The 17,781-nt window shown below is 67.6% G+C and carries 16 protein-coding genes and 1 tRNA gene; 10 read left to right on the top strand and 7 right to left on the bottom strand.

Annotation, left to right across the window (positions count from 1 at the left end; genetic code table 11):
• Nucleotides 1-100: 100 nt before the first annotated feature.
• Nucleotides 101-685 carry an AAA family ATPase gene (locus EV645_RS02555; RefSeq protein ID WP_242000164.1) on the bottom strand — a complete coding sequence of 195 codons (585 nt, stop codon included), beginning with the start codon at nt 683-685 and terminating at the stop codon, nt 101-103.
• Nucleotides 686-864: 179 nt separating this feature from the next.
• Here EV645_RS02555 and EV645_RS02550 point away from each other — a divergent pair, with 179 nt between their 5' ends.
• Nucleotides 865-1,464, top strand: a complete 600-nt coding sequence (locus EV645_RS02550) for a muconolactone Delta-isomerase family protein (RefSeq protein WP_130439333.1) — start codon at nt 865-867, stop codon at nt 1,462-1,464.
• A 13-nt stretch (nt 1,465-1,477) separates the two neighbouring features.
• Here EV645_RS02550 and EV645_RS02545 read toward each other — a convergent pair.
• A tRNA-Arg gene (locus EV645_RS02545) sits at nt 1,478-1,554 on the bottom strand.
• 159 nt (nt 1,555-1,713) lie between these two features.
• Here EV645_RS02545 and EV645_RS02540 point away from each other — a divergent pair.
• The 3 genes from EV645_RS02540 (at nt 1,714) to EV645_RS02530 (ending at nt 9,107) form a co-directional block, all read left to right on the top strand.
• Entirely contained in the window at nt 1,714-3,312 is a 1,599-nt protein-coding gene (locus tag EV645_RS02540) for a PrsW family intramembrane metalloprotease (protein WP_130439331.1), read from the top strand.
• A 309-nt stretch (nt 3,313-3,621) separates the two neighbouring features.
• Entirely contained in the window at nt 3,622-7,431 is a 3,810-nt protein-coding gene (locus tag EV645_RS02535; protein WP_242000163.1) for an AAA family ATPase, read from the top strand.
• Complete coding sequence (locus EV645_RS02530) at nt 7,428-9,107, top strand: GTPase (protein ID WP_198681432.1); 1,680 nt, start codon at nt 7,428-7,430, stop codon at nt 9,105-9,107. The genes EV645_RS02535 and EV645_RS02530 overlap by 4 nt, the downstream gene beginning before the upstream one ends.
• 77 nt (nt 9,108-9,184) lie before the next feature.
• On the opposite strand, the gene EV645_RS02525 is transcribed toward EV645_RS02530, so the two are convergent.
• Both EV645_RS02525 and EV645_RS02520 read right to left on the bottom strand, forming a co-directional pair.
• A complete protein-coding gene (locus EV645_RS02525; RefSeq protein ID WP_242000162.1) occupies nt 9,185-9,802 on the bottom strand; it encodes an SRPBCC family protein in 618 nt (205 codons plus the stop codon).
• A gap of 81 nt (nt 9,803-9,883) precedes the next feature.
• The gene (locus EV645_RS02520) at nt 9,884-10,345 is read right to left on the bottom strand and encodes a single-stranded DNA-binding protein (protein WP_157996993.1); all 462 of its coding nucleotides are present in this window, start codon (nt 10,343-10,345) and stop codon (nt 9,884-9,886) included.
• Between the two features lie 134 nt (nt 10,346-10,479).
• Here EV645_RS02520 and ettA point away from each other — a divergent pair, with 134 nt between their 5' ends.
• The 4 genes from ettA to EV645_RS02500 all read left to right on the top strand — a co-directional run bounded on the left by ettA (nt 10,480) and on the right by EV645_RS02500 (nt 13,690).
• Entirely contained in the window at nt 10,480-12,162 is a 1,683-nt protein-coding gene (ettA, locus tag EV645_RS02515) for an energy-dependent translational throttle protein EttA (protein WP_130439325.1), read from the top strand.
• Nucleotides 12,163-12,267: 105 nt separating this feature from the next.
• Nucleotides 12,268-12,606: an ArsR/SmtB family transcription factor gene (locus tag EV645_RS02510; RefSeq protein ID WP_130439323.1), complete on the top strand. Its 339-nt coding sequence runs from the start codon at nt 12,268-12,270 to the stop codon at nt 12,604-12,606.
• Complete coding sequence (locus EV645_RS02505) at nt 12,603-13,076, top strand: SRPBCC domain-containing protein (protein ID WP_242000161.1); 474 nt, start codon at nt 12,603-12,605, stop codon at nt 13,074-13,076. Before EV645_RS02510 ends, EV645_RS02505 begins: the two co-directional genes overlap by 4 nt.
• Nucleotides 13,073-13,690, top strand: coding sequence for a dihydrofolate reductase family protein (locus tag EV645_RS02500; RefSeq protein ID WP_130439321.1), 618 nt, complete (start codon nt 13,073-13,075; stop codon nt 13,688-13,690). Before EV645_RS02505 ends, EV645_RS02500 begins: the two co-directional genes overlap by 4 nt.
• Here EV645_RS02500 and EV645_RS02495 read toward each other — a convergent pair.
• Nucleotides 13,674-14,540: an aminoglycoside phosphotransferase family protein gene (locus tag EV645_RS02495; RefSeq protein ID WP_130439319.1), complete on the bottom strand. Its 867-nt coding sequence runs from the start codon at nt 14,538-14,540 to the stop codon at nt 13,674-13,676. The genes EV645_RS02500 and EV645_RS02495 overlap by 17 nt on opposite strands.
• Nucleotides 14,541-14,581: 41 nt before the next feature.
• Nucleotides 14,582-15,022: a MarR family winged helix-turn-helix transcriptional regulator gene (locus tag EV645_RS02490; RefSeq protein WP_198681431.1), complete on the bottom strand. Its 441-nt coding sequence runs from the start codon at nt 15,020-15,022 to the stop codon at nt 14,582-14,584.
• A gap of 100 nt (nt 15,023-15,122) precedes the next feature.
• Here EV645_RS02490 and EV645_RS02485 point away from each other — a divergent pair, with 100 nt between their 5' ends.
• Entirely contained in the window at nt 15,123-16,484 is a 1,362-nt protein-coding gene (locus tag EV645_RS02485; RefSeq protein WP_130439317.1) for an FAD-dependent oxidoreductase, read from the top strand.
• On the opposite strand, the gene EV645_RS02480 is transcribed toward EV645_RS02485, so the two are convergent.
• Nucleotides 16,485-16,943, bottom strand: a complete 459-nt coding sequence (locus tag EV645_RS02480) for a MarR family winged helix-turn-helix transcriptional regulator (RefSeq protein WP_130439337.1) — start codon at nt 16,941-16,943, stop codon at nt 16,485-16,487.
• A 144-nt stretch (nt 16,944-17,087) separates the two neighbouring features.
• On the opposite strand from EV645_RS02480, the gene EV645_RS02475 reads away from it, so the two are divergent.
• On the top strand, nt 17,088-17,657 hold the full coding sequence (locus EV645_RS02475) for a YceI family protein (RefSeq protein WP_130439315.1): 570 nt from the start codon (nt 17,088-17,090) through the stop codon (nt 17,655-17,657).
• Nucleotides 17,658-17,781: the final 124 nt, after the last annotated feature.

The following is a 17,781-nucleotide window of genomic DNA, read 5'->3' as shown; positions in this document are numbered from 1 at the left end:
ATCGTCCGCACCGAACAAGGCACCTACCCCGACCACGACCTCGCCCACCGCTACCGCACCTGGCTCAACACCGCTTGACACCAATAGGAGCATCAATTCGTTAACCGAAGCTGATCCGGGCGATCTGATGAGCCTGCCCGCGGCTCAGCACGAGCGCCGACGCGGCTCCCGGTACGACGTACCCCGGGTCCTCAGCCGCCCGTGCCACCAACTCGGGCCACCTTTGGCAATGCGTGGCCATACTGCCGGTCCGCACAACGCGGCCGCGTGCCCACTGGCCTGAGCGGGCCACATCGCCTGGTACGTCGAGCAGGATGAGGTGCAAGGGCAATCCGGCGCGGCGAGCCCGCCAGCCGAGCAGTCGGCGTACCCAGGGCCTCGTAGCGCAGTCGTGTACGACGAGCGGGCCTCCGCCTCGGCGCATCGCCGCCAGCACGCGCACGTAGTACGCCAGGTGCAGCAAGGGCCGCCACCACGCATACGGCACTCGGCCGAGGACGGGCATCCAGCGAGCACGCAGGCGCTCCGAGTCGAACACTCGTACGCCGCCGTGGTCCGCGCCGATCGGGTAGAGCCGGCGGAGCAGAGTGGTCTTCCCGGCGCCCGGAATCCCGGCAAGGATCACCAGCGCGTCCGCGGCGTACCACAGGTCCCGCAACCCGTTGGTCGTATGAAGGACACCCACTCCTGAAGCCACCACACCGGCCCTTCCGTCACCTGTCAGTACAGATAAGACGAACCAGCCCACACCACCGCTCCGTGAGAAGACTGAGAAGTGCTTAGGAACTCGCTGAGGGAATCTCTGCCGGTGCGATCCTGTTGACCGCATCGGGCTGAGCAGCAGCTGAGCATCAGGAGGACGAGATGCAGTTCCTGGTCACGATGACCACGCAGGTACCGGACGGGGTCACGGACGCGGAGGTCGACGAGGTACGCGGCCGGGAAGCAGCTCACTCACGCAAGCTCGCCGCGGCCGGCCAGTTGCTCCGGCTGTGGCGGCCGCCGCTTCAACCCGGCGAGTGGCGCACGTTCGGTCTCTTCGAGGCTCAGGACGCTGAGCAACTCGAGCAGGTGCTGGCTTCGATGCCACTCCGCATCTGGCGCCACGACGACGTCATGCTCCTCGAACCACACCCGAACGACCCGGCCTCACCGACCCCTCTCGGCGCCGGCGCGACGGAGTACTTCACCATCTTCAGCCTGACGATCCCGGAAGGCACCGCACCCCAGTTCGTCGACGAGAAGGTCGCAGGCGAGGCAACTAGTACCCGCCGACTCGCCGCCGAAGGCAAGCTCATCCGCCTCTGGAAGCGCGCTGACGGCCGAGCCCTGGGCCTATGGCAAGCCGACAGCCCCGAGGAGATGGCGACCATCCTCAAGTCGCTCCCGCTGGCGGACTGGCTGGAGACCGACACCATCCCGCTCACCGCCCACCCCAGCGACCCGGCCCGCACAGCAGCCTGATCCACGGGTGAAATGGCGCGCCCGGCAGGATTCGAACCTGCGACCAACGGATTAGAAGTCCGACGCTCTATCCAGCTGAGCTACGGGCGCGTGGCGGGAAGAGTCTCTCAGATAGGCGGGTGATCTCGCCTCTGGGTTCCTGAACGGCGCGGCTCGAGCGGGGGCGAAGTACAGGGTTGTCGTTCCATCCCGGTAACGCTGAGTGGGTGGTCCTGCCGGTTGATCGGCACCCCAACTAGGCTTCGGGGCATGAGTCACCCCTCACCAGGCCCGGCAGGCACGCCGCAACCCGCGGCGGGGTCGGCGTACTCGTCCGGCGGACCGTACCCGCAGCCGAACGTTCTCGGCAGCCATCCGGTCCCGGGCCAGCGCCGCAACCAGGGCGTGCTGATCGGCATCGTGATCGCGGTGGTCTTCGCGATCGCGGGCCTGGTGATCTTCGGAATCGTGGCCAAGTCGACCGGCGCGGGCGGCTTCACCTGGGGTCTGATCTTCGCGTTCGTGCCGGTGATCCCGGTCATCGCGCTCTACCTCTGGCTGGACCGGTACGAGCCGGAGCCGACCCGGTACATCGTCTTCGCGCTCTGCTGGGGTGCCTTCATCGCCACGCTGGCCGCGATCTTCATCAACACCGAGGTGTCGCACCGGCTGGCCGAGACCGGCGTCGGCGGCGACCGGTCCGCGGTCTTCGTCGCCCCGCCGGTGGAGGAGTTCGCCAAGGGCTCCGTGATCCTGCTGCTGGCGCTGGTACGCCGCAAGGAGTTCGACGGCATCATCGACGGCCTCGTGTACGCCGGGATGGTCGGCGTCGGCTTCGCCTTCACCGAGAACATCCTGTACTACGGCCGCGTCTTCAACACGCTCTCCGAGGAGGCCGGCAGCGACGCCGGTCTGCGCGGTGCGTTCGCGCTGTTCATCATCCGCGGCGTGATCTCGCCGTTCGCACATCCGCTCTTCACGTCGTTCACCGCGATCGGGATCGGCGTCGCGATACGCCACCGAAGTACCGTGGTCCGTTTTCTTGCGCCGGTCGTCGGGTACCTGGCTGCGGTGTTGGCGCACGCGTCCTGGAACGCTTCGGCGAGCTGGGCCGGTGGCGGGGGCTTCATCGTCGCGTACCTGTGTCTGATGGTGCCGCTGTTCATCTGCCTGGTCGTCTTCGCGCTCGTGATGCGATCACGGGAGGGACAGATGATCGCGTCCCGGTTGTACGACTATGTGCGGTTCGGATGGCTGGTTCCACAAGACGTTCCACTGATAGCGACGCTGCGAGGGCGCAAGGCTCTGCGGCAGAACGCGCGGCGGTACGGGCCCCAGGCGGAAGCTGCCGCGAAGGCGTTCCAGCACGCGGCGACCGAGCTGGCGTACCTGCGGGACAAGATTGTGCGCCAGGTGATCGGACCGGATGCATTACAAACGGAGAAGCAGTTGCTGGACGAGCTGCGAGAGCGGAGGCCGAGCGTGCCCTTCCCTCCCATGCCTGCGTTCGCACAGGCGGCTCCGCAGTACGCCGGTGGCGCCTTCCCACCTGGTCCTCCGGGTATGCCGATGGGGCAGATGGGTCCTGGCATGCCGATGGGTCCGGGTGCCCCGATGGGCCCGGGGCCGGGTGGTTCGATGGGGCCGGGTGGTGCCGGGCAGGTGCCTGGTGGGCCGGGTCCTGGGGTTCCGGGAGGTGGCGCCGGGGAAGGCGCATACCCACCTCCTCAGGGTGGTTATCCGCCCGCTCAGCCGGGGTATCCCTCGGGGCAACCCGGTTACCCAGCCGGTCAGTCTGGTTACCCACCGGGACCCCCCGGTCAACAAGGACCGCCGGGAGGATACGGTCCGTATCCACCACCGCAGTGACTGCCACCCGTCCACGCCGCCAAACGGGACTGACGATGACTTTGCTTCTGCGCTGTCCGACCGGGCACTCTGTGCTCGTGGGCGGACGACGTGGCTGACACCAGGTCAGCAGCTGGTGAAGGTTCGGAACCGAGGGTTCCGAACCAGGATCAGCCTGCCCAGGAGCTGGCGAACCTCATCGCCCAGTCCACCCCCAAGGCCCGAGGCTTCTGGCGCCGCCGCCGCAAAAAGTCGGCCCCCGACCAGGAACCCACCGCCACGCCCGAGCCTCAATCCTCCGACGGACAGTCCGTCGGAGCGCGCGCCGGCGTGGCGCCCGACGGTCCAGCCACGCCTGACTCGAAGGACAAGCTGACTCAGGACGGCGCACCCACGTCCGACCAGACAGCAGCCGCCGAGTCGCCTGAGCCAGCCGCGACCACCTCCGACGCCGCCGCCAAGTCCGCAGAAGCAGCCGCCGAGAGCTCCGCAACAGACTCCAAGCAGCCCGCTACGACGAACGACGCGCCGTCGACGGCCAACCACCCGTCGCCAACCGCGGAGTCCACCCCAACCGACACCTCCCCAGCCGACTCATCCACCTCGACCGACCCGACATCGGCCGAGCACACCGGCGGACAGGTGGCTGAAGCCACGGCGGAGCCCGCGGAAGCCCGCGCGCAGACGACCGAAGACGCCGCACGGGCCGCCGAAGGCACCCAGCAGACTGGTGAAGGCAACGCGCAGACCAGCGATGGCGCGGCGCAGACCAGCGATGGCGCGGCGCATGGTGGCGGAGGCAGTGGACCGGGTGGCGGGGGCACCGCACAGGGCGGTGAGGCCACGGCGCAGAGCGGCGAAGGCGCAGATCAGGCTGGCGAGGACACCGCACGGGGCGCTGAGGGCACCGAGCGGGCCGGCGAGATTAGCGCGCAGGCTGGTGACGGCGACGCGGTGCAAGGCTCTGGCGCGGCGGCAGCGCCGCGGGTTGGTGTCGTGTACGAGCCGGACGAGTCGCCTGACGGCTTTCCCCTCGAGTACGGCAACATCATCATCGGTCTGCCCAAGCAGCCGGAGAACGCCGCCCAGGACGCCGCAGGAACACAATCTGACGCCGTCCCGGACGACCAGACTGGCTCGACCGAGCAGCAGCCCGACCTGACCGACGCCGAGGCGTCAGACGCAGCCGTCGACAAGACCTCCGACGCGACCGCGGAGCAGTTCACCGAGGAAACTGCCGAGCAGGTCACCAGCGGTGCCGCCGAGCAGGCCGCCCGCCCGGCCGCGGACGAGTCGGCCGAGACCTTGCACGAGTCTATGGATGATGCGGCCGACGAGGCTGCGAGCGCTGCCGCCTCCGACGGAACTGATGCCGCCGCCTCGGCAGGCGAATCGGGTGCAGAAGGCGCGGCGGAGCACGCCGGCTCTGGGACGGAAGACGTCGCGGCGGACGAGACCGCAGGTGGGAGCGCGGGCGAGTCGTCCGATACCACAGACGAGTCGACCAACGACGCCTCTGGCGAGGCGAACGACGCCGAGGGCGAGCCGGCGAACGCGGCGACAGTCGAGTCCGACGGCGACTCGGCAGATGGTGCGGCGGACGAGGCCGCAGAGGAGGAAGCTGCATCGAGTTCGGCCGAGAACGCGGACGAGTCGACGAGCGACGGCGCGGACCAGCCGGTGAACGGCGGTCCGGGTGAGCTGGCCGGCGACGGTGTGGATCGGTCGGCGGGTGACGGTGCGGACGAGTCGGCGAGCGGTGCCGAGGGCGAGTCGGTGAGTGACGGCGCGGGCGAGCGTGGTGCTGAGTCTGGTGCTGCGGAGGACGCTGGTGCTGGGGCGGCTGGTGACACCGCGGCGGGCGATGGCTCGGATGAGGCGGGCGGCGACGCCGCGGAGTCGGCGGCTGGTGGTGCTGCTCATGGAGCCGGACGGCACGCGGCGGACGGTGCAACTGATGGCGTGGGTGATGAGGCTGCGGACGAGACCGCGGTGGATGGCGCCCCGGGCGAGCCGGTTGCGGAGCCCGCGGACGATTCAGGCGACGTGGCCGCAGATGGTGGCGGGGATGCCGGGGCGACTGCTGTAGACGAGTCCGCGGAGGCTGCGGGGGATGGCGGTTCTGGCGCGGTAGATGGTGTCGCCGCGGGTGAGTCGGTGGCCGGGGCTGCTGATGGTGCTGCGGCTGATGGTGGTGCAAGTGACCCGGCTGATGACGCGGCTGGTGGTGGCGGCGAGGCCGTGGCTGTTGGTGAGGCCGCCGGTGCTGCGGATGAGGTAGCTGACGGTGAGTCGGTTGGTGGGGCCTCAGGCGGCGAGGCTGACGGCGCGGCTGATGGTGGTGACGGGTCGGCTGAGGGGGAAGAGGAGCTGACTGCGGCGCAGTTGGCGGAGCGGTTGGCGGCTGAGCAGGCTGCCATGGCTTTGATTACTGCGTTGATGAAGTTGCGGGGCGTGCTGGCGGGTAGTCGGTTGCCGCTGGAGGTTGTGGGGGCTGACGAGGCTCGGCAGCAGCAGAAGGCGATGTTGGATCAGCTGGATGACTACCTGTTGCCTCGATTGGTGCAGCTTGAGGCACCCGTGTTGGCTGTGGTTGGTGGGTCGACGGGGGCTGGGAAGTCGACGCTGGTTAATACGGTGATCGGCAAGGTCGTCAGCGAGCCGGGTGTGTTGCGGCCTACGACCCGGTCGCCGGTGTTGATTCACCACCCGGCGGATGCGGACTGGTTCGTGGGTGACCGGGTGCTGCCGGGGATGGCGCGGACGAGTTCGGACGAGCCGGGTGGCATGGAGGATGCTGGGCAGCTGCGGTTGGTTGCCGCTGACACCGTTCCGCGCGGGCTCGCGATCCTGGACGCGCCCGACATCGACTCCGTCGTCGAGGCGAACCGTGATCTCGCGACGCAGCTGCTCGGAGCCGCAGACCTCTGGCTGTTCGTGACCACGGCGGCGCGGTACTCCGACGCTGTCCCGTGGGAGTTCCTGCAGAGCGCATCGGATCGCAGTACTGCGGTCGCGGTTGTGCTCGACCGGGCTCCGAGCGAGACGATCGACGACATCACTGGGCACCTCGCGCAGATGCTGCTCGAGCGCGGACTCGGCGATTCGCCGCTGTTCTCCATCCAGGAGACTGTTGTCGATGGCAACGGAATGCTGCCGCAGGCAACGGTTGCCTCGATCAAGGACTGGCTGGTCGACCTCGCTGCCGATGCCGAGGCGCGCGCGGGTGTGGTCCGCCGTACCTTGCAGGGCGCGGTCAGCGCGATGGTGAAGACGACGCCACCGTTCGCGGAGGCTGTGAAGGCACAGGCGGACACCGCGATCGAGTTGCGGTCGTCGGTGGAGTCGGCGTACGACCAGGCTGTGAAGGACATCGCCAAGGCGTGCCAGGACGGAACGCTGTTGCGGGGCGAGGTGCTTGCTCGCTGGCAGGAGTTCGTCGGCACTGGTGAACTGCTGAAGGGCTTGCAGTCCAACGCGGGCCGGCTGCGCGATCGGCTGAAGACTTCGCTCGGCAACAAGCCGGCGGAAACGCGTGACGTCAGCGACGCGATCCAGTCCGGTTTGGAGTCGCTGCTGCGCGAGCACGCGACGGCCGCCGCGGAACGTGCCGAGAAGGCGTGGCAGGCAACCGCCCCCGGTCGCCAACTGCTTGCTGTCGGTGACGCGGCGCTCGCGGAGGAAGACCCTGAGAGCTCGCTCGGCGCGTTGTCGCCGGCGTTCCCGGATGCTGCGGCTCGGGCCGTCCGGGAGTGGCAGGCGTTCGTGCTCGACGTGATCCGCAAGGAAGGCGGTGCCAAGAAGTCGACGGCACGCATCCTGGAGTACGGCGTGAATGGGCTCGGCCTTTCGCTGATGGTGGTGGTTTTCGCCCGCGAGGCCGGGATCCCGAAGGGCGCCGAGGCGAGCGTCGGTGCGGGCAGCGCGGTGGTCGGGCAGCGGCTGCTGGAAGCAGTTTTCGGCGACAAGGCAGTTCAGGGCATGGTGGACAAGGCACGCGAGGACCTTGACGGTAAGGTTCATGCACTGATGGATGCCGAATTCGCCCGCTATCTGGCTGTCCTTGACCAGCATCCGGTCGACGCCGAGACGGCCAGGCAACTGACGGAGGCCGCGCGCGCGGTGGAGGACTGCACGTGACGGAAACAGTGGATACGGTCGAGACCCCGGTTCGGGGCGAAACCGATGTCCTGAAGAAGATCGATGCCATCGACGTGGCCGCGAAGGCCGGCGACGGTCGGCTCGACCCGGTGGTGCTCACCGAGGCGACGCAGATCGTCGACCGGGCCGGACAACGCCTGCGCATGTCCGGCGACCTCACCATCGTCGCGCTGGCCGGCGCGACCGGCTCCGGCAAGTCGTCGCTGTTCAACGCGCTGACCGGGCTCGACCTGGCCGCGATCGGAACGCGTCGGCCCACGAGCTCGATGCCGCTGGCCTGTGTCTGGGGTGACGAGCCGGCCGGTGAGGTGCTGAGCTGGCTCGGGATCCCGCGCCGCCACCAGGTGCAGCACCGCAGCTCGCTCGAGGAGGCGCACTCCGAGGACCTGGACGGGCTGGTCCTGCTGGACCTTCCCGACCACGACTCGACCGAAGTCGAGCACCGCCTGATCGTCGACCGGCTCGTGGAGCTGGTCGACATGCTCGTGTGGGTGGTGGATCCGCAGAAGTACGCAGATGCGGCGCTGCACAACCGGTACATCAAACCGTTCGCCTCGCATTCCGGGGTGATGGTGTTCGCGCTGAACCACATCGACAAGCTGACGCCGGACCAGCGGAAGAGCTGCCTCGAAGACCTGGACCGGCTGCTCAAGTCGGACGGTCTCAAGTCGCCGACAGTCGTCGCGACCTCGGCCGTCAGTGGCGACGGCCTCGAGGAGGTGCGCGCCCTGCTGGTCAAGCGGGTCAGCAACAAGCGCTCCGCACGCGAGCGCCTCTCCGCCGACGTCGACCGGGTCGCGGACCGGATGGCGAGCCAGTGCGGTAACGCGAAGACACCGGAGATTGCGGACGCGGACGTCACCGAACTGGTCGACGCGTTGTCGGACGCGAGCGGGCTGTCGGTTGTTGCCGACGCAGTACGTCGCTCCCACCTCCAGCGTGCTCGCGCTGCGACGGGGTGGCCGTTGACCAAGTGGGTCGAGCGGTTCCGTCCGGATCCGCTGCGACGGCTGCACGGCGACCAGGTGTCGCGCGAGCAGGGCAAGGCGTTGCGCAGGTCGGCATCGAGCGAGGTCGCGATCGCGCGCTCTTCGTTGCCTGCGGCAACACCTGTGCAGCGAGCCCGGATGGATGCCGCCGTCCGCACGATCACGAACAAGGCTGCGGAAGGGCTGTCGCGTCCGTGGGCCGATTCGGTGCGTACGGCGATCCGGCGGCGTGAGGAGTCGCTCGGCGACGAGCTCGACCAGGCGGTCGCGCGCACGGACCTTGGCGTCGCCAACAGTCCGGGCTGGTGGAGCTTCGCGCGGATCGTTCAGTGGCTGCTGTTCCTGGTCACGCTCGGCGGCGCCGCGTGGCTGATCGCCTTGCTGGTGGCGCGAATCGCGGATCTGAGCGACCCGCCGCTGCCGGAGTGGAACGGCATCCCGTACGCGTGGATCATGCTGGTCGGTGGTGCCGTCCTGGGCTTGGCGCTTTCCTTCGTCTGCCGGGTGTTCGCGACGAGCGGTGCGCTGCGTCGCTCCCGTCAGGTGGCGAAGGCGCTGCGGACCGAACTCGAGAAGGTTGCCGACAGCCACGTAGTTGCGCCGGCTCGCGAGGAGCTCACGGCGTACACGACCTGCCGTGACAGCCTCGCCACTGCACGCGGCTAGGCGTCCGCCGGTCTGGAAGTCGAGCTGCCGCTGGGGCGCACGCACAATGTGGCGCGCACCCCGGCGGTCAGCAGAGGTCAGAGCTCGGCGTCGGGCGCGTACTGGGACATCGAGACCTTGGCCGCGGAGGTCAGGTCTTCCTCCGTCGTCGTTCCGGAGGCGCGGATCGCTTCGATCCACGCTCTGACCGACTGCTCGTTGTAGCTGATCACCTCGGCGGAGTTGGCCATCTCGGTCGGGTCGGCGTCCGCCGGAAGCTCGCCGGTGACGTAGAGCCCGAGGCCGAGCAAGCCGCCGTCCCAGCCCGGGCCGACCCAGAGCGCGCCCGCGCCGCCGGGCGCCGGAGCCTCGCTCATCGAGTGCTCGAGCTCCAGCTCGGTGGAGGCGTCCGCTCCGGGGAGCAGGCGCAGCTCGAGGAGACTGTTGGGACCACCAAAGGTCACCTTGAACCGCTTGGGCGGCTCGCATTCCAGGATCTCGCCGCCGGCGTTGCCCTCCAGCTGGAAGGTGCCGCCGACCTGGAGATCGCCGGACACGGGCATGAACCAGCGCTTCATCCGGTCGGGATCCGTGAGGGCGTCCCACACCTCCGCCGGGTCGGCCTGGTACGAGCGGCGCATCAGCACCGTCACGGTCTCGCCCGTGCGGCTGACCTCCCGCTGGACCGCGTTGATGTGCTCGAGGATGTCGATCACAGGTAATTCCCTCTCCTGCTCGGCTGCTGGGATGGACCTCAGAATGCCGGGCGGCGCTTATATAAGTCAAGGGTGAGATAATCATGCCGCCTCCGCCGCCAGCGGGAGCGGTGTGGCGGGGTACTCCTCGGCGGGGAAGGGTGTGACGCTCACCTCAGGAACGGCATGCTCACCTCGCGGAGCGGACTTGGAGAACGTCGCCGTGCCCCGGTTGAGGTCGTGGCCGATCGTGAAGGCTTCCAGGACGAGGCGGCTGCGCTGCTCGCCCTTCTCGTCGGTCCACTCGTGGGTGCGGAGCTTGCCGCTGACGATGACCGGCTGACCGATGCGGGTCGAATCGAACGCGTTCTGGGCGAGGAAGCGCCAGCACTCCACTTGAAGCCACGAGGTGGTCTTCTCGACGAATCTGTTGAGGGTCTTGTCGAACTGCCTCGGCGTGGAGGCCAGGCGGAACGAGAGGTGGGGGACCTGGCCGATCTCCTTGAAGTCGGGCTCGCTGCCGATCCGGCCGACCACGGTCAGGTGGATTTCGTTGACGCTCATCGGGTTCTGCCTTCCGTGCGGATTGTCCTGTCGACGGAGAAGATGCACTTCTCGCGGCCCGATCGGGCCTGTGGACCTCGCGGCTGTGGACAACCGGTTGGGTAAGGAGAGACCGGAGCACATAGGCTCTAGGTATGGCGGAATTCATCTACACGCTTCGCAACGTCCGGAAGGCGCACGGCGACAAGGTCGTTCTCGACAACGTCACCTTGAACTTCCTCACCGGCGCGAAGATCGGCGTGGTCGGGCCCAACGGCACCGGTAAGTCCTCGCTGTTCAAGATCATGGCGGGGCTCGACCAGCCCTCCAACGGCGAGGCGCGGCTGGCGGAAGGGGCGACGGTCGGGATCCTGCTGCAGGAGCCGCCGTTGACCGAGGGCAAGACCGTGCTGGAGAACGTGCAGGAAGGGGTCGGCGACACCAAGCAGAAGCTCGACCGCTTCAACGAGATCTCCGCCGAGCTGGCCGACCCGGACGCCGACTACGACACGCTGCTCGCCGAGATGGGCGACCTGCAGACCGAGCTCGACCACCGCAACGCCTGGGACATCGACGCCCAGCTGGAGCAGGCGATGGACGCGCTGCGGTGTCCGCCGCCGGACGCGATCGTCGACAAGCTCTCCGGTGGTGAGCGCCGCCGGGTCGCGCTGTGCAAGCTCCTGCTGCAGCAGCCCGATCTTCTGCTGCTCGACGAGCCCACCAACCACCTAGACGCCGAGTCGGTGCAGTGGCTGGAGCAGCACCTGCAGAAGTACCCGGGCGCCGTCATGGCGATCACCCACGACCGGTACTTCCTGGACAACGTCGCCGAGTGGATCCTCGAGCTCGACCGCGGCCGGACGTACGGCTACGAGGGCAACTACTCGAAGTACCTCGAGACCAAGAAGGCGCGTCTGGTCGTCGAGGGGCAGAAGGACGCCAAGCGGCAGAAGATCCTGGAGCGCGAGCTCGAGTGGGTCCGGTCGAACGCGAAGGGCCGGCAGTCCAAGAGCAAGGCCCGCCTGCAGCGCTACGAAGAGCTTGCCGCCGAGGCCGAGCGTTCCAAGAAGCTGGACATCGACGAGATCAACATCCCGCCGGGCCCGCGGCTGGGCAGCACGGTGCTCGAGGTCAGCAAGCTGGAGAAGGGTTTCGGCGACCGTACGCTGATCGACGGCCTGAGCTTCTCCCTGCCCCGGGCCGGCATCGTCGGCGTCGTCGGTCCGAACGGCGTCGGCAAGTCGACGCTGTTCCGGATGATCATCGGCGAGGAGCAGCCGGACAAGGGCAGCCTGAAGCTCGGTGAGACGGTCAAGATCTCGTACGTCGACCAGTCGCGCGGCAACCTGGACCCGAAGAAGACGGTCTGGCAGATGGTGTCCGACGAGCTCGACTTCATCAAGGTCGCGAACTTCGAGATGCCGAGCCGGGCGTATGTCGCGTCGTTCGGGTTCAAGGGCCCGGACCAGCAGAAGCCGACCGGCGTACTGTCCGGCGGTGAGCGGAACCGGCTGAACCTGGCGCTGACGCTGAAGATGGGCGGCAACCTGCTGCTGCTCGACGAGCCGACCAACGACCTGGACGTCGAGACCCTGCAGTCGCTGGAGGATGCGCTGCTGGAGTTCCCGGGCTGTGCGGTGGTCGTGTCCCACGACCGGTGGTTCCTGGACCGCGTGGCGACCCACATCCTCGCCTGGGAAGGCACCGACGAGGACCCGGCCAAGTGGTTCTGGTTCGAGGGCAACTTCGCGTCGTACGAGGCGAACAAGGTCGAGCGGCTCGGCCCGGAGGCGGCCCGTCCGCACCGCGTCACCCACCGCAAGCTCACCCGCGACTGAGCAAGCCGTCGAAGGACCCCGCTTCCGGATCGGAGGCGGGGTCCTTCGTGCTTCCTGATAGTTAGCCCTTGCGCTAAGTATCGGCTGAAGGCAATACTTAGCCTCATGGCACAGTATCCAGGCGAGGTCGACGGCGTGTTTGTCGCGCTTGCTGATCCGACTCGGCGGAGTGTGATTCGGCGGCTGGGGCGTGGGCCGACGAGTGTGGGTGAGCTTGCGGCCGACTTTCCGATCACCCTGCCCTCGTTCATGAAGCATGTTCGGACGCTCGAGTCGAACGGGCTGATCCGGACGGTCAAGGTCGGCCGGGTGCGGACCTGTGTGCTGAATCGTGAGCGGCTGGCGCTCGTCGACGACTGGCTCGCCGAGCAGCGACGGATCTGGACCGACCGCACCGATCGGCTGGAACGCCTCGTCACGGAATCCCAGGAGGAAGAGTCATGATTGATCCCGAGCTTGATCTGACCGTCGAGCGGGTGATCCGAGCGCCGCGGGCGACCGTCTGGAACGCCTGGACCGATCCGGCGAAGTTCGCGCAGTGGTGGGTGCCGGCTCCGGCGGTGTGCCGCGTGGAGCGGCTCGAGGTTCGTCCTGGTGGGGCGATGGTCACGCAGCTGAGCGAGGACGGGACGCAGTTCGTGCCGCATCTCGATGCGAGCTTCCTGGTGGTCGAGGAGATCGAGCGGCTGGTGTTCACCAATGCGATCGACAGCAGCTGGCGTCCTGCGAGTCCGGAGCCGTTTCTGATGACGGCCGAGGTGATGCTCGCGGAGCATCCGGAGGGCACGGACTACCGGATCATCGTGCGGCACGGGACGTCCGCGGCTCGGGCGCGGCACGAGGAGCTGGGATTCGCGGACGGTTGGGGGACCGTCACGAAGCAGCTCGCTGCGGTCGCGGAGGGCGCGCGATGAAGCTGGTGCTGACGGAGTTCGTGACGCTGGACGGGGTCAGCCAAGGGCCCGGGTCGCCGAGTGAAGACACGAGCGACGGGTTCATCCGTGGCGGGTGGCTGGTGCCGTTCATCGACGAGGCGTTCGTACGGCGTACCTCGGAATGGCTCGATCTTGCTGATGGGTTGTTGCTGGGGCGGCGGACGTACGACGCGTTCGCGCGGGACTGGCCGCAGATCACTGACCCCGATGATCCGTTCACGGACCGGATGAACTCGCTGCCGAAGTACGTCGTGAGCCGGACGATCAGTGAAGGTGATTGGCAGCCGACCACTGTCCTGCAGATCGAAGGCGTTGAAGAGCTGAAGGCGCGAGAGGGTCGCGAGCTGCAGATCCACGGGAGTGCTCGGTTGGGGAGTGCGCTGGTGCGGGCCGGGCTGGTGGATGTGGTGCGATTGGTGGTTGCGCCAACGGTCATCGGAGCCGGCAGGCGGCTGTTCGAGCAGCCGGGGGAAACCGCGGGTCTGAAGCTCACGAAGCATGAAGCAACGCCGAGTGGTCTGATGCTGCTTGAGTACGAGACCGCCGGCGTTGCAGCGATGGGGGAGTACGAAGGCGTCAGCGCGTTTGTGTGACGTAGTCGTCCAGGACGGCCTGCACCACCGCGAGGTCTGAAGTGATCAAAGCTTTCCAGAGTGCCCAGCCGCGGGCACGGGCCCACATGCCCGAGTCCTGATCAACGGCCTCGCGGAAGGCGTCGCGCGATGCGCCGGAGAAGAATGTGTACGCGATCACCAGGTCGCAGGCCGGATCGCCGACGCCCGACGTACCGAAGTCGATGACGGCCGTCAGCCGGCCCTCCTGCACCAACAGGTTTCCGTGCGCGATATCGCCGTGGAACCACACCGGCGGCCGGTCCCAGGTCGACGCGAGAGCGGCGTCCCACACCTCACCCGCGAGGTCTGCGTCGATGCGGTCCTTCAGTACGGCGAGGGCCTCGACCGTCTCCTCGTGGTAGTGCTGCAGCGGCGCACCACGATAGAAGCTGTGCTTGCCGGCGAGCGGTCCGCCCGTGGCGTCAATGCTCTGCAGTGCGTGGATGAAGTCCGCGATCGACTCTGCGAAAGCGATCAGGTCGGTCACCGTTTCAGCCGACGCGGTCCGGCCGTCGATCCAGCGCCGGATCGCCCACGGATGCGGATACCCCTCGCCGGGCGCGCCCTTGGCAATGGCGGTCGGGATCTCGACCGGCAGGTACGGCGCGAGCACCGGCAACCACTGGTGCTCCTTGTCCACGGCCGGCACGTAGGCAGCGGCTGTTGGCAGGCGCGCCGTCAGGTCGGCGCCCAGCCGGTACGTCCGGTTGTCCCAGCCGTCGACCTTCACCGGCGTGACCGGCAGGTCGGCCCACTGCGGGAACTGGTGCGCGATCAGTCGCCGTACCAGTTCTGCGTCGATGCCGGCCCGGCCGTCAATGTCTGTCACACCGAGAAGGCTTCCGGAGTCGTCGGGCAGGCTCAAACGCTTTAGCTGCCGGCTTCAGCGATCGAGTCGGCGAGGAACGCGGAGATGGTCCGGAGCTCCTCGACACTCCGCGACGCGAGTACGCCGTGCATCCGCTCGCCCTGGTCGGCGTACAGCGGGACGAGCTTCTCCCGGATCGCCTCGAACGACGGCGTCACGACCACCTTGCGGCGATCGCCTGGATCCGGCCGGCGGGTGACGAAGCCGTGCGACTCGAGCCTGTCGATGACACCGGTGACCGTGCCGGAGGTCAGACCGGTGCGCTCGGCGAGCTGTCGCGGCGTCAGCGGGCCGTACGTCTGCAGCAACGTCATGAACTGGGAGTCGCTGGCGCCGAGTCCGACCTTGGCCGACACGGCGTGGTTGTACAGCACCGCTTCGGCGATGAATCGGATCATCCGCTGCTGGATCTCGCCGGTGAGCTCTTCACGAGTACTGGTCATGGTCCGCCTCAGCATAGGGCTTGCATTTCTCTCGGATCTCCAAGATACTCGGCTATGCGAGATACTTGAAGAGCCGAGACACTTGGAGAAGCGAGGGAAAATGAAGGTATTGGTGATCGGTGGCGGGACCGGCGGCCTGGCCCTGGCGCACGGCCTGAAGCGAGCCGGCATCGGCGTGACCGTGTTCGAGCGGGACGCGGTCCGGACCGACGGCCTGCACGGTTACCGGGTCGGGATCGACCCGGACGGCAGCCGCGCGCTCCATGCGCTGCTGCCCAAGGAGCTGTACGACACGTTCGTGGCCACGAAGGCGCGCGACCCCAAGTACTTCAACATGCTCACCGAGGACCTCAAGGAGGTCCTGTCGATGGAGATCCCGGCATCGACGGATCCGGTCGAGAGCGAGAAGTCGATCAGCCGGATGACGCTGCGGCAGGTGCTCCTGACCGGGCTGGACGATGTCGTCGAGTTCGGCAAGGAGTTCACCCGGTTCGAGCAGCACGGCGACCAGGTGACGGCGTACTTCGCCGACGGTACGAGCGCCACCGGTGACCTGCTCGTCGCCGCGGACGGATCAGGCTCGCGCGTACGGCGTCAGTACCTGCCGCAGGCGAAGACCGAGGAGACCGGGATCGTCGCGATCGCCGGCAAGCTGCCGATCACCGAGGAGAGCGCGAAGCTGGTCTCGCCGAAGGTGTTCGAGGGCATCTCGATCGTCACCGCGCCGCGCGGGTTCGCCTGCATCCTGCACGTGATGGAGTTCCAGTGGGATCGCGACGGTCACGTGAAGAGCGGGATCGGCGGCAACACCGAGGAACTCATCCGGCGCTGGCCCGGCCTGCAGTTCGACAACACGCGTGACTACATGAACTGGGGCCTGTCCGCGACCAGGGACAAGCTGCCCGCGAACATCATGAAGCTGAGCGGTGAGGAGCTCATCAAGGTCGCCCTCGACGTCACCCCGGGCTGGCACCCGAACCTGCGCCGGCTGTTCGAGCTGACCGATCCGGGCACGTGCTTCCCGGTGAACATCTGGACATCGGTCCCGCTCGACCCGTGGAAGACCACGAACGTCACGCTGCTGGGTGATGCGATTCACACCATGACGCCAGGCCGCGGTGTCGGTGCGAACACCGCGCTCCGCGACGCTGTGAACCTCTGCCGCGCGTTGATCGACGTACGCGATGGTCGGCGGGAGCTGATTCCGGCCGTCAACGAGTACGAAGCGAAGATGATCGAGTACGGCTTCGATGCCGTGATCAAGTCGCGGGCGCAGATGACGTCGGCCGACCCCGTGCACAAGCCGGTCGTCGGGCGGGTGGCGCTGGCCGGCATGCGTACGGCGATGCGTACCGTCAACCACCTTCCGCCGGTCAAGCGGCGGATGCGGGACAAGATGATGGCCTACCGTGGTGCCGACCGGGATGAGTTGGCGCTCGAGATCACCCCGGCCGTGCACTGATCAGCGTTGCCCGACGTGCTCCGAGACGGAGTCGAACACGCGGCCGACGGCAGCGAAGTCTTCCGCGCTGGCGAGGTCGACCAGGTTCTCCCGGACGCCCTCGACGTGGTACGGCGCAGCCTGCTCCAGCAGCGAGAATCCAGCCTCGGTCAGCTCGGCCCAGACGCCGCGCTTGTCGCTGGTGCACGACGTACGGCGAACCAGGTCGGCGGCCTCCAGGCGACCGACCGTGTGGGTCAGGCGCGACCGGCTCTGGTGCAGCCGGTCAGCCAGATCCGCCATCCGGAGCCGCCGGTCGGGGGACTCGGAGAGCCGGACCAGGATCTCGTAGTCGTTGATGCCGATGCCGAACCGGCGCAGGTCGTCGTCCAGCTTGGCCATCAGGCGTGCGGTGCCCAGCAGGTACGCACGCCACGCCACCTGCTGCTCGGGGCTGAGCCACCGAGTCCCAGTCTCCATCGTCGTCACGGGAACAGTGTACCGGGAATGTAGTTGACTTTTAAACCGTTACTGCCTACTGTCGTAGTCGTTCGGTTGAAGTTTTAACTATAGCCCCGGCTGCGTCGCCCCCGACCAGTACGTACACCTTCCCGAGAGGACCCCATGAGCGACACCACCACCGGCACTGTGACCAGCACCATCCCCGGCCTGGTCGCCGGTACGTACGCCATCGACACCGCGCACACCGAGATCGGCTTCACCGTTCGGCACCTGATGACCAAGGTCCGCGGCACCTTCCAGGAGTTCAGCGGCGAGATCACCGTCAAGGACACCATCGAGGAGTCCGGCGCGAGCGTCTCCATCGAGCTCGGTTCCGTGCACACCCGGAACGAGCAGCGCGACGGGCACCTGAAGTCCGGCGACTTCTTCGACGCCGAGAACAGCCCGAAGATGACCTTCGTCAGCACCGCGATCAAGCCCGAGGGCGACGACTACGTCCTCGCCGGCGAGCTGACCATCAAGAACGTGACCAAGCCGGTCGAGCTCGGCGTCGAGTTCCTCGGCGTCGACCAGAACGCCTACGGCCAGACCATCATCGGCTTCGAGGCCTCGACCTCGATCAGCCGCAAGGAGTGGGGCATCGACTTCAACGTCCCGCTCGAGGGTGGCAAGCTCCTGATCGGCGACAAGGTGGAGATCCACCTCGACGTCCAGGCTGCGCTGCAGGCCTGATCTGCGCACGCGAAAGACCCCGCACCAGGGGCGGGTTCACACGGTCCTCGCAACACCTCAATTTGAGGAGTTGCGAGGGCCGTGTCGTTTTCGGCGGAGTGTGCTGGTCTGCTGCGGCTGGTTG

Source organism: Kribbella rubisoli (genome assembly GCF_004217145.1).
Classification (GTDB): domain Bacteria; phylum Actinomycetota; class Actinomycetes; order Propionibacteriales; family Kribbellaceae; genus Kribbella; species Kribbella rubisoli.
This window is presented reverse-complemented; position numbering and strand designations above follow the sequence as displayed.